This window comes from Pseudocolwellia agarivorans (genome assembly GCF_002000085.1).
GTDB classification, from domain to species: domain Bacteria; phylum Pseudomonadota; class Gammaproteobacteria; order Enterobacterales; family Alteromonadaceae; genus Pseudocolwellia; species Pseudocolwellia agarivorans.
The window spans coordinates 361,673-376,306 of sequence record NZ_MUZU01000003.1; the positions used below are offsets into that span (position 1 = coordinate 361,673).

Below are 14,634 nucleotides of genomic sequence, written 5' to 3' on the forward strand. Positions count from 1 at the left end.
CTTTAATTTTTCGCCAAACCTTGAAATATACGTTGAGAGTAATTACATATACTCTACTACTAATCACTAGGTCATCACTTATGGCACATTCGTTACCCGTATTCTCAGAAATTTTACCGAAAAATATTAAATCAAGCGTTGAACAAGCCATCACAAACTGTAAAAAAGTCATTGAAGATGTGCTCTCCTCAACCTCTGAATACACTTGGCAAACGTTAGTAGAACCCATTGATGAAGTAGACGATACCTTAGGAAAATTATTTTCACCTATTTCTCACATGAACTCTGTAGTAAGCAGCGATGAACTAAGAGAAGCTTATGAATCGTGTTTACCTTTGCTGTCTGAATACGGCACTTTTGTTGGTCAACACAAACCACTTTATCAAGCTTATCAACAACTCGCCGACAGCGAGCATTACAACACTTTAAATATAGCTCAAAAAAAAGTAATAGATAATGCCTTACGCGATTTTAAATTGTCAGGTATTGCGTTGGCAGATGATCAACAAAAACGTTATGGCGAAATATCAACGCGCTTATCTGAGCTTAGCTCACAATTTAGTAATAACGTATTGGATGCAACACAAGCCTTCACCATCAATATTACTAATGAGGATGAATTATCAGGATTACCCGAAAGCGCAAAAGAAGCAGCAAAAGCACTCGCCGCTGAACAAAATTTATCTGGCTGGTTGTTCACCCTAGATTTTCCAAGTTATTTACCCGTAATGACCTACTGCGATAACCGTGAATTACGTGAGAAAGTATACACCGCTTTTGCGACTAGAGCCTCAGACCAAGGCCCCAATGCGGGAGAATTTGATAACAGCGAAAATATGCTCGAAATTTTAAATCTTCGTCATGAACTTGCCCAATTATTAGGTTTTAATAACTACGCTGAAAAATCTATTGAAACTAAAATGGCATCACAAACCAGCCAAGTTATTCAATTTTTAGAAGACCTCGCCGCTAAATCTAAAAGCCAAGGCGAAACCGAACTTGCTGAACTTACCGAGTTTGCTAAAACAATTGATGCTTCAGCAACCGACCTTCAAGCGTGGGATTTAGCCTATTACGGCGAAAAGCTGAAACAAGAAAAATACTCAATCTCCGACGAAGAGCTACGTCCTTACTTTCCTGAAAACAAAATTGTTGCCGGTTTATTTCAGGTAGTTCATAAGCTATTTGGTTTAACTATTACTGAATGTAGCGATATTGATACTTGGCATAAAGACGTTAAATTTTATGACGTGTTTGATTCAAACAACAACTTACGCGGTAGCTTTTATTTAGACTTATACGCACGTGCTAAAAAACGTGGTGGTGCTTGGATGGACGACTGCATAGGTCGTAGAGAATTAGCCAATGGCGACATTCAACTCCCAGTCGCTTACCTAACCTGTAACTTTAACAAACCTGTTGGCGGTAAACCGGCATTATTTACTCACGACGAAGTAGTTACCTTATTCCATGAATTTGGCCATGGTCTTCACCACATGCTTACGCAAATTAATGCCAGTGGCGTATCGGGTATCAACGGCGTTCCGTGGGATGCGGTAGAATTACCTAGCCAGTTTTTAGAAAATTGGTGTTACGAGCCTGAAGCACTCGCCTTTATGTCAGGCCATTACGAAACGGGCGAACCTTTACCAAAAGAAATGTTAGACAAAATGCTAGCAGCTAAAAACTTTCAATCGGCTATGCAAATGCTTCGTCAATTAGAATTCTCGTTATTTGATTTTAAAATGCATTTAAACTTTGATGCTTCAAAAGATAACACCAACTACATTCAAAACATTTTAGATGAAGTAAGGGCCGAATACTCAGTAACAAAAGCTCCTAGCTTTAATCGCTTTCAACATGGTTTTGGTCATATATTTGGTGGTGGTTACGCAGCAGGCTATTACAGCTACAAATGGGCTGAAGTACTTTCTGCTGATGCTTTTTCAAGATTCGAAGAAGAAGGCGTATTCAACCAACAAGTAGGACACGACTTTTTAACCAATATTCTTGAAAAAGGTGGTTCACAAGAACCTAGCGAACTATTTAAAGCCTTTAGAGGTAGAGAGCCAAGTATCGATGCGCTACTTCGTCATAGTGGCATTCTTTAAAGGCACGCGCTAAAAGTTAAATTTTAGTATACTGATAAAACTTAAATGCATTGGCTTTTTGGCCAGTGCATTTTTCATTTAACTAACAAGACCCACTTCACTCCATGGACAAATTAGAATCATTTAAAGCGTTATACCAAAGAGCTGCAGACCGCAAAGGTGGTAAGCAAGCACTTAATCTTTTGTTATCTGATGTTGCGCCCTTCAGTAAGGCTGAATTGAAAAATACGCTAACTGATGACCGAGTGCTATCAGCCTTTACCAAAAAAATATTTCAATCGGGTTTTGTATGGCGTGTAGTTGAAAATAAATGGGATAACTTTGAAGAAAATTTTTTTCAATTCAACTTAGAAAAAATATTAATGATGCCTGAAGAAATGATGGAGAGAAAAGCCACAGATCCTAAAATAATTCGCAATTATAACAAAGTAAAAACCATTAAAGCTAATGCTCAAATGATGTTTAACGAACAACAAAATGGTCATTCTTTTATTGAATTTATGGTTAATTGGCCCGCCGATAACATGATAGGTTTATGGGCTTACCTTAAAAAAAATGGTGCACGCTTAGGTGGAAATACCGGCCCTTATGCATTAAGAGCTTTAGGTATAGACACCTTTTTATTAACGCGAGATATTGAAGCCTACTTTCGTGCACACGATATTGTTACTGGCGGCATTCAAACAAAAACCAGTTTAAAAGCCATTCAAGACAGCTTTAACCAATGGCAAACCGAATGCGATTTATCGTTAAGTCAATTAAGCCGACTCGTTGCTTATGCAACTGGCGATAACAACGTACAAGTTGCCTAATACAAAAACCTAGCAACATGAACAAACCAAATGAGTAAGTAAAATGACCGAATTAAATGAAAAATTTGCCCATGTTGCCGTTGGTTATGTAGATAGTACCGATACCGAATTAGCCAAAAAAATCGCTCAAAAATGGCGACTACAATACATAGGCGACGTTGCTTCAGTAACCAAACACCCACAACTGACTTTTTTACTACAAGTTAATTTTCAAACCCTTGAATTAATTAAAATAGACGAACCTAAACTCAGCGCCATTAAAGTCGACTTTGTAGAAGGTGCTGCCGCGCATCGACGTAAATTTGGTGGAGGCAGAGGTCAAGACATTGCCAAAGCCGTAGGCTTAAAACACGGGTTTACCCCACATGTATTAGATGCCACAGCCGGACTCGGACGAGACTCTTTTGTATTAGCATCTTTAGGCTGCCAAGTAACCATGATAGAGCGCATGCCCATTGTAGCCGCCTTATTAGGAGACGGTTTAGCACGTGCAATATTAAATACCGAAGTAGCAGATATTATTAGCAAAATGGAATTAGTGCACAGTTGTTTAACTAAAAACAGCTTTGAACACCTACAACCTGACGTGGTGTATTTAGATCCTATGTACCCACACAGAGAAAAATCAGCGGCAGTAAAAAAAGAAATGCGGGTATTTCAAACCCTTGTTGGTGAAGACCTAGATGCCGACGCATTACTCGCGCCAGCATTAGCGATAGCGAAATACCGAGTGGTAGTAAAACGCCCAACTTATGCGCCACCGTTAGATAACAAGAAGCCATCTACCAGCATTAAAATGAAAAAAAACAGATTCGACGTGTATGTCAATCAAGGTATTCCAAAACTTTAGGGTAGATGCCCTACAAAACAAGGTGTCGCTGAAACCATACTTTGCTAACAGCGACACAAAACATTTCTCGCTACAACCTTAAATTAATCTTATTCAAAATATTTAGTCTCGCTCATGCATCGGGGTTTGATAATACAATACCGATACTAACCCCCATTGAAAGTGCAAAACATATAACAGCAGCTATAGGTAATTCAACAGACCATTGAAACAAAGCAATATCTACTAGTGATTCATTATGAAAGATAACGAATACTGAAAATACCAGTAACAAAAATAGAACCGCCTTTAATATAGTTTTCATATTATCTCCCAATAAAAACTAACTAATACCCACAAGTATTATTTATATTCAAAAGAATTAGACGATTGAACTCACCAGAAGTCACAAAATAAATAACTGAATTATTTTGTGACTTCTACTACTATTGCCGCATCTAACTAATCAGTAACGTTTTTACCCTGCCCCAAAAAAAGTGGGGCAGAATTAATATTAGGAAATACATATGAAACACATACTACTTATTACATGTTTAGCAATTTTATTTACAGGCTGTACATCAACATCAAAATTAGAAGACTATGCGAATAACCCAAACGGCATGTGGGCAGAAGGTAAAAAACTATCAGAAAAAGGTGAAGCTCTTATTAGTAAAGGTGAAAAAGTCATAGAAAATGCGCGCATTAAGGCTAATCAAGGAGAAGCACTTATTCAATCGAGTAATGACGCGATAATAAGAGCAAGACAAGATTATCAATTAGAGGCAGCAAAATCGGGTAGATCAACCAGCCCAAAAGAAGTTGAATACGAAGCCGAACGTTTAGCTGCTATCGGTGAAAAATGGGAAAAAGCGATATCAAATGTAAATAAAGGAAAAGCAGCTATAGCGCAATCTAAAAAAGCAGAGAATGAAGGACAAGAACAAATAGAAAAAGGTCGTCAATTAGTTGAACAAGGTACCAACTTTATTCGTAATAGCCAAAAAATGAGACTTGAACAGACAACAACAACCTTATAATACCCCGTCACATCATTATCTCTAATCTGCTTATCATTAAACCCCATGTAGGGTTTAGGTAAGCAGATTATGTAAATAACGCCCCAAATATTAAATTAACAATAAAAAACTGATTAAACATATAGAGTTAAGAGTAAAGCGATAACGTATCGTTTTATTTTTTTATCACTTGCTAGTCATCCCATGGCTCACTTACACCCTCCCATTAAAGTCATGTATTTTTATTTGTAATCTTTACATGAAAGATAAAACATATTTTAAAAATTAATTTTTTATTATCTCTAAAGTTGTTTATTAAAAATTGAACCATACCTCTTTTTCGACTAAGTCGCTTGCAATTGTTTATAGCTTGTATATGCAATGTTAAAAAAATGAGTCCAAATTAGTATACAGTATATCTTACTGTTTTATTTACAATTAATTACATCCAAACGTTTATCTTTATTGCTTATTGATCATATGTTCATGTTAGTATAATGTTCTGGTAATTAGATATAACCAGTTTTTTTATTAAACTAAAATATGGACTAATTGATGAATAAAATATTCAAATGCTCACTTATTGCGTCGTGTTTATTGACGCAACCTGTTTTTTCTGCTTCGGCTGATAGTCGTATTGATAATCTTATTGAGGCTCTAGATAAAGTAAAAATTTCTGGCTATTTAAATTTAACTGCCGGTACGGCTAAAAACGACAAGCCCTTTTTTGATTATGATAAAAAGTTAAGCACCACGAATGAAACTTGGGGAGGTGTTCAAATTGATTTTAATGCTTCTGAAAATTTAGATTTTACCTTATTAACGAAATTCTTCGCAGAAAGTCGCCCTTATGATGATAGCTTTGGCGTTGATTTAGCTTATTTGACCTACAAACTCTCCGATCAAACTAAAGTGCGTGCAGGGATTTTACGTGTGCCTCTTTATAAGGATAGCGATTATAAAGACACAGGGTTCGCTCAGTTATGGTTGCGTACCCCCGAACTTGTTTATGCAAACAATAAAGTTCAACGACATACAGGTATAGAGGTATTACAAGATTTTTATGTAGGTGATGGAACTATACAAGTACAAGCATTTTATGGTCAAAATGAAGACCCTCGTGCTAAAGCATCAGTAAATAGCAATAAAACCTTTATTATTGATGACATTATGGGTGTACACGCTACATACACTATTGATGAACATTTATTTAAAGTAGGTGCAACAACACGAACTGAGCCAGGTGAATTAGAAGACTTTATTTTCGTGAATAACGCAGGTAAACAAAGACTACACGTGAATGGGTATTATGCCGGTGGTCGCCAAACATTCTATTCTCTAGGTTATGGATATGATAACGGTGAATGGAAAATTGATGCTGAGACTATATTTGAAATCACAGATGGTAGTCGTCAAGACAATGGTAAATATTATGCGTCTGCTGGTTATCGATTTGGAGCTATGACACCTTATATCATGTATCAATATAGAGAGACATTAGATGATAGAAAACGTGGTGTAAATTTTGATGTTTATACTGCACCTGACGGTACTAAAAGTCGTTTTAATTTCCAAAAGTCATATACGCAAGATATTTTATCTTTAGGCGCCCGTTACGACATTTCAAGTAACTTAGCATTTAAAGTTCAAATTGACAGCTACGGAGATACTTCAAAAGGCGTAAATGGTAACGTGCAAAAGCAAGATAATGAATTATACAGTGTTAGCTTACAGGCTGTTTTTTAAGGAGAAGTACCAATGAAAAAATTATTAGTATTAGTAGGTGCACTCTATCTACAAGCAGCATTTGTACAAGCCGAAGTTGTTGTGATTGGTAATCCAAGTATAAAAGCAACGTTAAGCTCTGCAGAAGTCAAAAACCTATTTTTAGGTAAACGTAAAGCATTACCTGATGGAACAAAAATTGATGTTGTTGAATTAGCAAAAGAAAGCCCTATCCGTGAAGAGTTTCATAGTAAGTTTACTAAAAAAACGCAAGCTCAATTAAATTCATATTGGACACGTTTAGTATTTACTGGAAAAGGCAAAATGCCAAAAGAAGCTTCTGATAGTAAGGATCTTATTAGCATGATAGCAAGTAATCCTGGCCTTATAGGTTATATCGATAGCTCAGAAGTAACTTCTGATGTTGTTGTATTAGCTAAGTAATAATATCTGTGTTTAATCAACTTATGCCTAATACCTTAAACGAGGCATAAGTTGGTTAGTGTAAATAAAGAACAGGAGTGTTCATGTTGAATTTAACTATAAGACAAAAAATAATATCAGTATCGTTTGCCGCGTTAGTGGGTTTTATTGCGATTTTTAGCATTAATCACTTTGCATTTTCATCTATGACGAGTAATGCTCAATCAATAAAAAGCAGTTACTATCCAGCATTAATAGCTATAAAAGAAAGTAAATTATATTTAGGTCAAATCGAGTCAACTATTAATATTAGTGTCACAATTAGTGATAGCGATATTCTGGAAGAAACGGTTGCTTTTGCCGATAACATTAGAAACAATTTCAAAATTATTGAAAGTAGCCCTGCTAAATTGAAAGGGGTAACAGACGTTTTACAGCAATTTGAACTGTACTATAAAGAAAGCGTAGGGCTAGCTAATAACTTTATTGTAGGTGATGTAGCAATCGATATGTTACAAAAAACAGCTCAAAAAAATAATGATATGCTTGCTAAATTAAAAAGTGCTTTAAATGCCTTAGACGTTTTAGCCGATGATCAATTAACAGACAGTGTTCAAAATATTGAAAGTAAAGCACACGATGCTCGGTGGATGGCTGCTGCAGTATCTATATTATGGGTAATTTGTTTATTTTTTTATAACTGGCTGCTAAGTAAAAATGTGGTAAGTAGTATTGCTTTAATTACTAAATCATTAACTGAGTTTTCTGATGGGAACGGTGATTTAACAAAAAGATTACATTATAAACATAAAGACGAATTAGGTGAATTAGCGGATAGTTTCGATAAGTTTGTAGACCAACTTCACACGATTATTTCAGAGGTTGTTCACACCACTTCAACGTTAGAAAATATTTCCACAGCGCTTATTGAAAGCACAAACATAGCCAACGAGCAGAATAATAAGCAAAATGACTCAATTCAAGACTCAACCACCGCTGTTAGAGAGCTATTAACTTGTGTTGGTTATATTACAGAAAGCTCTACTAATGCATCGGCCCTTGCACAAAGTATTACACAATCAGCTGAAGCTGGTAATGAGCGATCAATTGAATCTATAGGTTTTATTAATAATTTATTGAGTGAAATTAATGCTACATCAAGCAATGTAGACCAACTGAAAGAACAAGTAGGTAACGTAAGTGGTATTTTAAATACAATACAAGGCATTGCAGAACAAACAAATTTATTAGCATTGAATGCTGCAATAGAAGCAGCTAGAGCTGGTGAACAGGGACGAGGCTTTGCCGTTGTTGCTGATGAAGTTAGAAGTTTAGCGGGAAGAACACATCAATCTACAGTCGAAATTCAAACTTTGTTAAACGAATTAATCTCTTCATCTAATACTGTTGTGGATTCAATGCAACAGAGTGCCTCTGTTACAGAAAAAACGGTTCTAGCGACAGAATCAACGGGTAGTGCCTTGGTTGAAATCAAAGGTATGGTGCATGATATGTTACAGTTAAATGATCAGGTAGCATCTGCAACAGAGGAACAATCGGTGACTTGTAAGCTTATTGATCAATCAATACATTTAATTACTGACATGAGTGAAAGCTCATTGAAACATGGAGAACAACTGGTTGTTTTAGGTGACTCTATTCAAGATGCAAGTCAGAAAATGTATAGTTTAGTTAATCGATTTACGGTTTAATACACCATTAAATTTTTATTAAAACCAATCAAGTATGATTGGTTTTAATATCTAATTTTATTTACTCTTTGTTTCCTCACTACTTACTTGCATAGGATCTATTTCTAATACTGGCGCCGCATCTAAGTCGTCAGCGTCCATCATTATTGCAATACGTTGCATAGAAGAAAGTAGTAGTGATTGCTCCCATTCTTCTAATCGGCAAAAGTTCTTAATAAAATGCTCTTGTAATGGCTTAGGCGAATCAATTAAACACTCTTTACCAATATCTGATAAATATAAACTCACCCTTCTTTTATCTTCTGAACTTCGCACTCGGCGGATTAAGTTTCGGCTTTCAAGCCTATCAAGAATATTTGTGACCGTTGCAGCACTCAAATTAATGGTTTTTGCTATTTGGCTGGCGGTAATTGCTTGTGTTTTTTCAATCTCAAGCATAATTAATAATTGAGGACCCGTTAAACCAGAAGATTTGGTTAATTGCTTAGAATGCAGATCAATTGCTCGAATAACCTTTCGAATTGATATTAGTAGTTCGTCATATTTTTTCATTTAAATTTACATTATCCAGGCGCTATTAGCTTAGTTTAGCACTTTAGCTATACCTGTGAGTAGCCAGATAAAGGATAAACTTTAATTTATCCTTTATAAATCAGGAAATGCATTTAATTTTTATTGTTAACCCTATGTTTTTAATTGTTAATAATATTTAAATTTTATTGAGTTATTAGTGAATACCAAGCTATAAATTACTATATTACTTTGTACTAAATATATATTTAGTGATGCTTTTAATAGCAAAAGCAAAAATTAAACATCGTATTTCTAGCATGGAATTTGAAAACAATAGTTAGAATTGATACTATTTCAATTCGAATGATTGATTTACTTTTTATGAGAAGGTTTTTGTGAGTATTAATAATTGTATTTTTGAAGAATATGTAAAGGCCGCTGGTATTGAGTTTATACACGACAATATTGCAAACACATTAATTATTGAAGATGTGGGTAATACTGATTTAAATAGTTTTGTACCCTTAGTAAAAGAGTATGCATTTCAGCGAAAAATTGCCAAAATAAGCATTAAAGTAAAGGAGTCTAGCGCGGTATATTTTTTTCAGCACGGCTTTAAGGTTGAAGCTTCTATAATGGCTTACTATGGCTTACAAGATGCTTTTTATATTGTTTATTATTTAAAAGACTCCTACCTAGAAAATCAATTTGAAGAAAAACACGATGCTATTTTAGATGCTTCTTTTGTTAACAATGATGAACATCAAATTAATTTAGATAATAGTGATATTACAATATCGTCTGGTTCCATTGAGCCGTTAATAGCCGATAAAAAACAGTTAGTTTATTCTGGCAGAAAAATTCCAACCCCAAATTCTAATGAAAGCAATCAGTTTTACGCACAAATAAATAATGAAATTGCTGCTACAGTTAACGCTTACCATTGTAAAAAAAGAAACGTTGTCGAGTTTTCAAATTTTACCGTAAATGCTGAATTAGAAACGAATGATGTTATTACCCATTTATTAACTGAAATGGAAAATCATTATGCTTCTATTAATTGTAAAACAGCATACACAACAGTGCCCGCAAGCAGCTTGATGATTAATACAAGGTGTGCTGTAAATGATTTTGAATTTGGAGGTCGACTGATGAACGAGTCGTTTTTTAAAGGAAAATTAGATAGTTTAAATGCTTGGTCTAAGCAATTATAAGAGATAGCCCAAATGTCTTTCGTTTCAAAAGAAACATCCGGAGTTGAATTACGCGAATATATTGCTAATTACACTCTGGCACTTAATGAAAAATTCCATACAGATTCAATTCAATCTTTACTGGAAAAAAGAGCTGAATTTTTTGATGAATTATTAATATCACTCTGGACTTCGTTTGAATTGCATAACTCACCTTTATCTATTAATGCCGTTGGTGGCTATGGCCGAAAAAGGTTACATCCTCAATCAGATATAGATTTAGCAATTATAAGCGAAGGCGATATTTCTCAAAAAGTTGAAGAAACCCTTTCTTGTTTTTTAACTAAGCTTTGGGATTTAGGTACCGACATTGGCCACTCAGTCAGAACAATTGAAGAATCTATACAACTTTCTCAAAAAGACATTACGATAGCAACCAACCTCTTGGATTTAAGACCTCTTCATGGGCCTCAAGCACATGCCAAAACAATAAAAGACGCACTCTATGGCAATAAAATTCTAACGAGTAAAGTGTTCTTTCAAGAAAAAATGCTCGAACAAGAGAACCGTCATCAACAAGCCAAAAATACCGCCTTATATTTAGAGCCAAATTTAAAAAATAACCCCGGCGGTATGCGCGATGTACAAACTATTCAATGGATAGCACAAAAACATTTTTTGACCGATACCGCCAGTACAATCAAATCTACCGGATTTTTAACCGCAGACGAAACCTCCGAGTTATTAGAGTCTTATGATTTTGTTTGTCGTGTTAGATGGGCATTACACTCAGTTGTTAATCGTCCTCAAGAAAACCTATTATTCGATTATCAATCGGCAGTCGCTAGGTTCATGCGTTTTGGTAGTGGTGAAAATACACAACACGCCATCGAGAGTATGATGGGCTTTTTGTTTAGGGCCATGACACGTATCCGCGAGCTTAATCAAATGCTCAAAGACTCTTTCCTGTTTGACATATTAAAGCATCAGCCTAATCAGCCAGAATGTATTATTGATGAGTATTTTTCTGTTTGTAATCACCTTATTCAAGTACGCTACGACGAAGCTTTTATTGATAAAAGACAGGTAATAAGACTCTTTTTATTGATAGCTGAACACGATGATATTCATGGAATTGCCCCTGAAACCATTCGCTTATTAAGGCAAACGAGACGACGTTTATTAGGTGAACTTAGCTGTTACCAAGGCTGCCAAGAAGAATTTATTGCATTATTACAGCATCCGAAAGGACTTAAAACCGCGCTGAGTTTAATGCATAGATACGATATTTTAGCGTCTTATTTCTCCCATTGGGAACGTATTCAAGGCCAAATGCAATACGACATGCATAATGCTTACACAATAGACGAACATACTTTTAAAGCCGTGCAAGCTATTGATAGCTTTAGTCATGACTTTGATAAAAAGAGCTTTGTTTATATTGTTAATCAATATGTTAAAGATAAAAATGCTTTGGTTATGGCGACACTTTGTCATCATATTTCAGGTAAGCAAGTTGGCGATGATCATCAACTGAGTGCTGTAATTGCTAAAGAATTTGCAGAATTACATCAACTTAAAAGCTCAAGTATTAAACTGATTTATTGGCTTGTGACGCATCAAGAGTTACTGATCACTACCATACAAAGTCATGACATTGCAGATCCTGAAATTATTAAACGCTTAGCCAAAACAGTCGGTTCAGTTGATAAACTCAACGCACTTTTTGTGTTTACAGTAGCCGACATGATCGCCACCAACGAACAATACTGGAATGAATGGCAAGAGTGCCAGCTAAAACAACTTTACTTATCAACCCGAACGGCTTTAAAGCAAGGTATAGAAAACATATTTGAATCGCGTACCTTAATTAGAGAAAACAAAAGTGAAGCCAAGTTATTACTCGCTAATATGAATGTAGAAGAAGCCCGCATTACTTCGTTATGGGCTAATTTACCTAATCATTTTTTCAGTAGTAATAGTGTTGATGAAATTGTATGTATTAGCGATCAAATATTAAATCATTCAGTAAATAATAATGTTGTTTATATACCTGAGGGAGTGTCTTCAGGTTCAACTAATTTAATTGTTTACACAAAAGACAGGCCTAAACTTTTTGTAGATATATTCAACGTGTTAGCTGGCGCAAAACTCAGTGTAAAAGATGCGCAAATAATGCAAACGAAAGACGGGAATGTATTAGAAATTATTAAATTACTCGACAATAACAACGAACCCATTGTTGAAGAATACCGTTTATCTCAAATTGTTAAACGTGTTGAAAAGTCTATTCACAATGAAGTGTCTAATCACAATTTGACCACACCAAGGTTTGTAAAACATTTTGAAAACACCACAGCTGTTGAGTTTTTAAAGTCGAGTAAAAAGAATAAATCATTATTAAAAATAAATACCTTAGACGACCCCTGTTATATGGAAAAAATCTGTTTGGTATTTTCGCAGCTCAACTTAACTATTCATTCAGCAAAAATAAGCTCGCTAGGTGAATCGACAGAAAATGTATTTTTAGTCTCTAAAAATGGTGACGAGCAATTATCAAATGAAGAACAAGGCGAGTTAACAGATCTTTTGGTAGAACGTACCGCTTAATAGTCTTGTATACCCGTTGCAACCAACATATGGAAGATTGCAACGGGGATAGAATCCACAGGTTACTTTTTCAATAATTTCATCACCACTTATAATTATTCTTACTTCTCTTTTGAAAAATATGCCCTAAAGTAAAAATAAAGTACCTAACCCTAAAAAGGCAACAAACCCGACAATATCAGTTACGGTTGTTAAAATAACCGAACCAGAAAGCGCAGGGTCAATTTTTAGTTTATCTAAAATAACGGGCACAAAAATTCCAGCGCAAGCTGCTGCAATAATATTTAATAAAATGGCAATGCCTATCACCATGCCTAGTAAAGGATCTTTAAACCAAGCTACAGCTACTAAGCCTATTACTATTGCCCATATAATTCCGTTAAGACTACCCACTTTAAATTCTTTAACTAACAATATTTTAAAATTAGCTGGGTTAACTTGTTTTAGCGCTAACCCACGTATCATTAAGGTGAGTGTTTGGCTGCCCGCTATACCTCCCATACTTGCCACAACAGGCATAAGCACAGCTAAGGCAACAACCTGCTGTAACGTAGCTTCAAACATACCAATAAATGCACTGGCTAAAAATGCTGTTAATAAATTAATACCTAACCAAATAGCACGACCTTTGGCACTTTTTCGCACAGGAGAGAATAAATCTTCATTCTCATCCATACCTACGCTACCCATTAATTGCCTTTCATTGTATTCAAGCAAAAGTTCTGATGCGGTTGTTACATCAATTCTGCCCAGTAACTTTTGATTTTCATCGACTACAGGTAATGATCCAAAACCCGATAGTTGCACATCTTTTGCTACAAGCTCGCATTCAGCGTTTGCCGATATCACTAAAAAATCATCTAATGCAATATCTACCAGGGGTAAATGTTCTGGTAATCCATATAACTTAGCTATTGGTACAGCTTCAGAAAAATGCCCTGAACGGTTCACTAAAAAAATCATGTCTGTATGTCGAGGGACTTCTCTGCGAATTAGTCGCATCGCGTCTCGCACTCTAGCATTAATAGGTAATACTAAAAAATCATGGGAAATCCAGTGGCCTATTTGTTCTTCAGGATATTGATTCGCTCGGGTAAAGTATTGTTTTTGTTGCCTATCCATTGCTTCATAGGCACGTTCGACTAACTCAACAGGTAAAGAGTCTGCTAATTCAAGCAGGTCTTCAGAATCAATACCGACAAATAATTTATCCCATTGTTCTGGATTCGTCTCTTTAATAAGGACTTCTCTGGGATCACAACGCATCTGTAATAAAGTATTAAGTTGCTTATGTTCAGGGATCGTTTGCCATAAAATAATCCGTTCATCTATTGGCAAAGATTCTAATAATAAAGCCACTTCGTCTTCATTAGCCTGAGCAATAAATAGTGAAGCATTATCTATATCTGCATTGAGATCAGAATGGCTAATAACCTCTTCAATTAAATCAGGTAAGGGTTCTGACATATTATGCACTCCAGCGGCTGGGTTGATTATTGAGTTATTTTGTACGAGTTATATTTTGACGAGAGTTATAGCGTAAAAGTCACAATAAAAATATATTAATTTTTTTGTGACTTTTACGCTTCTGTATTCGTCTATAAGAACAATAACCTAAAAATAGGTTTACCGTGTGGATTAAGTCTGCAAGTTATGAGTCAATTGCAGGAAGAGAGTATAACCGACA

At 35.4% G+C, this 14,634-nt stretch carries 12 protein-coding genes; 9 read left to right on the forward strand and 3 right to left on the reverse strand.

Features of this window, described 5'->3' with window-relative positions:
* Window positions 1–80 precede the first annotated feature (80 nt).
* The 3 genes from prlC to B0X80_RS07245 all read left to right on the forward strand — a co-directional run bounded on the left by prlC (window position 81) and on the right by B0X80_RS07245 (window position 3,773).
* Window positions 81–2,111, forward strand: coding sequence for an oligopeptidase A (prlC, locus tag B0X80_RS07235; protein WP_175623898.1), 2,031 nt, complete (start codon window positions 81–83; stop codon window positions 2,109–2,111).
* Window positions 2,112–2,215: 104 nt separating this feature from the next.
* Window positions 2,216–2,923, forward strand: a complete 708-nt coding sequence (locus tag B0X80_RS07240) for a DNA-3-methyladenine glycosylase I (RefSeq protein ID WP_077339162.1) — start codon at window positions 2,216–2,218, stop codon at window positions 2,921–2,923.
* Window positions 2,924–2,966: 43 nt separating this feature from the next.
* Entirely contained in the window at window positions 2,967–3,773 is an 807-nt protein-coding gene (locus B0X80_RS07245; RefSeq protein WP_077339163.1) for a class I SAM-dependent methyltransferase, read from the forward strand.
* A 112-nt stretch (window positions 3,774–3,885) separates the two neighbouring features.
* On the opposite strand, the gene B0X80_RS07250 is transcribed toward B0X80_RS07245, so the two are convergent.
* Window positions 3,886–4,077 carry a hypothetical protein gene (locus B0X80_RS07250; protein ID WP_077339164.1) on the reverse strand — a complete coding sequence of 64 codons (192 nt, stop codon included), beginning with the start codon at window positions 4,075–4,077 and terminating at the stop codon, window positions 3,886–3,888.
* 202 nt (window positions 4,078–4,279) lie between these two features.
* Between B0X80_RS07250 and B0X80_RS07255 the strand changes: the two genes are divergently transcribed.
* From B0X80_RS07255 to B0X80_RS07270, 4 genes are all read left to right on the forward strand, one after another.
* A complete protein-coding gene (locus B0X80_RS07255; protein WP_077339165.1) occupies window positions 4,280–4,792 on the forward strand; it encodes a hypothetical protein in 513 nt (170 codons plus the stop codon).
* Between the two features lie 534 nt (window positions 4,793–5,326).
* On the forward strand, window positions 5,327–6,517 hold the full coding sequence (locus B0X80_RS07260) for a porin (protein ID WP_077339166.1): 1,191 nt from the start codon (window positions 5,327–5,329) through the stop codon (window positions 6,515–6,517).
* Window positions 6,518–6,529: 12 nt separating this feature from the next.
* Window positions 6,530–6,940, forward strand: a complete 411-nt coding sequence (locus B0X80_RS07265; protein ID WP_077339167.1) for a type 2 periplasmic-binding domain-containing protein — start codon at window positions 6,530–6,532, stop codon at window positions 6,938–6,940.
* Window positions 6,941–7,023: 83 nt separating this feature from the next.
* Window positions 7,024–8,631, forward strand: a complete 1,608-nt coding sequence (locus B0X80_RS07270) for a methyl-accepting chemotaxis protein (protein ID WP_077339168.1) — start codon at window positions 7,024–7,026, stop codon at window positions 8,629–8,631.
* A gap of 57 nt (window positions 8,632–8,688) precedes the next feature.
* Here B0X80_RS07270 and B0X80_RS07275 read toward each other — a convergent pair whose 3' ends face one another.
* Complete coding sequence (locus tag B0X80_RS07275) at window positions 8,689–9,183, reverse strand: MarR family winged helix-turn-helix transcriptional regulator (RefSeq protein WP_076419497.1); 495 nt, start codon at window positions 9,181–9,183, stop codon at window positions 8,689–8,691.
* Between the two features lie 356 nt (window positions 9,184–9,539).
* Between B0X80_RS07275 and B0X80_RS07280 the strand changes: the two genes are divergently transcribed.
* Complete coding sequence (locus B0X80_RS07280) at window positions 9,540–10,358, forward strand: hypothetical protein (RefSeq protein ID WP_077339169.1); 819 nt, start codon at window positions 9,540–9,542, stop codon at window positions 10,356–10,358.
* A 12-nt stretch (window positions 10,359–10,370) separates the two neighbouring features.
* Window positions 10,371–12,947, forward strand: coding sequence for a [protein-PII] uridylyltransferase (gene glnD, locus B0X80_RS07285; protein WP_077339170.1), 2,577 nt, complete (start codon window positions 10,371–10,373; stop codon window positions 12,945–12,947).
* A 126-nt stretch (window positions 12,948–13,073) separates the two neighbouring features.
* Here glnD and B0X80_RS07290 read toward each other — a convergent pair whose 3' ends face one another.
* The gene (locus tag B0X80_RS07290) at window positions 13,074–14,414 is read right to left on the reverse strand and encodes a magnesium transporter (protein ID WP_077339171.1); all 1,341 of its coding nucleotides are present in this window, start codon (window positions 14,412–14,414) and stop codon (window positions 13,074–13,076) included.
* Window positions 14,415–14,634: the final 220 nt, after the last annotated feature.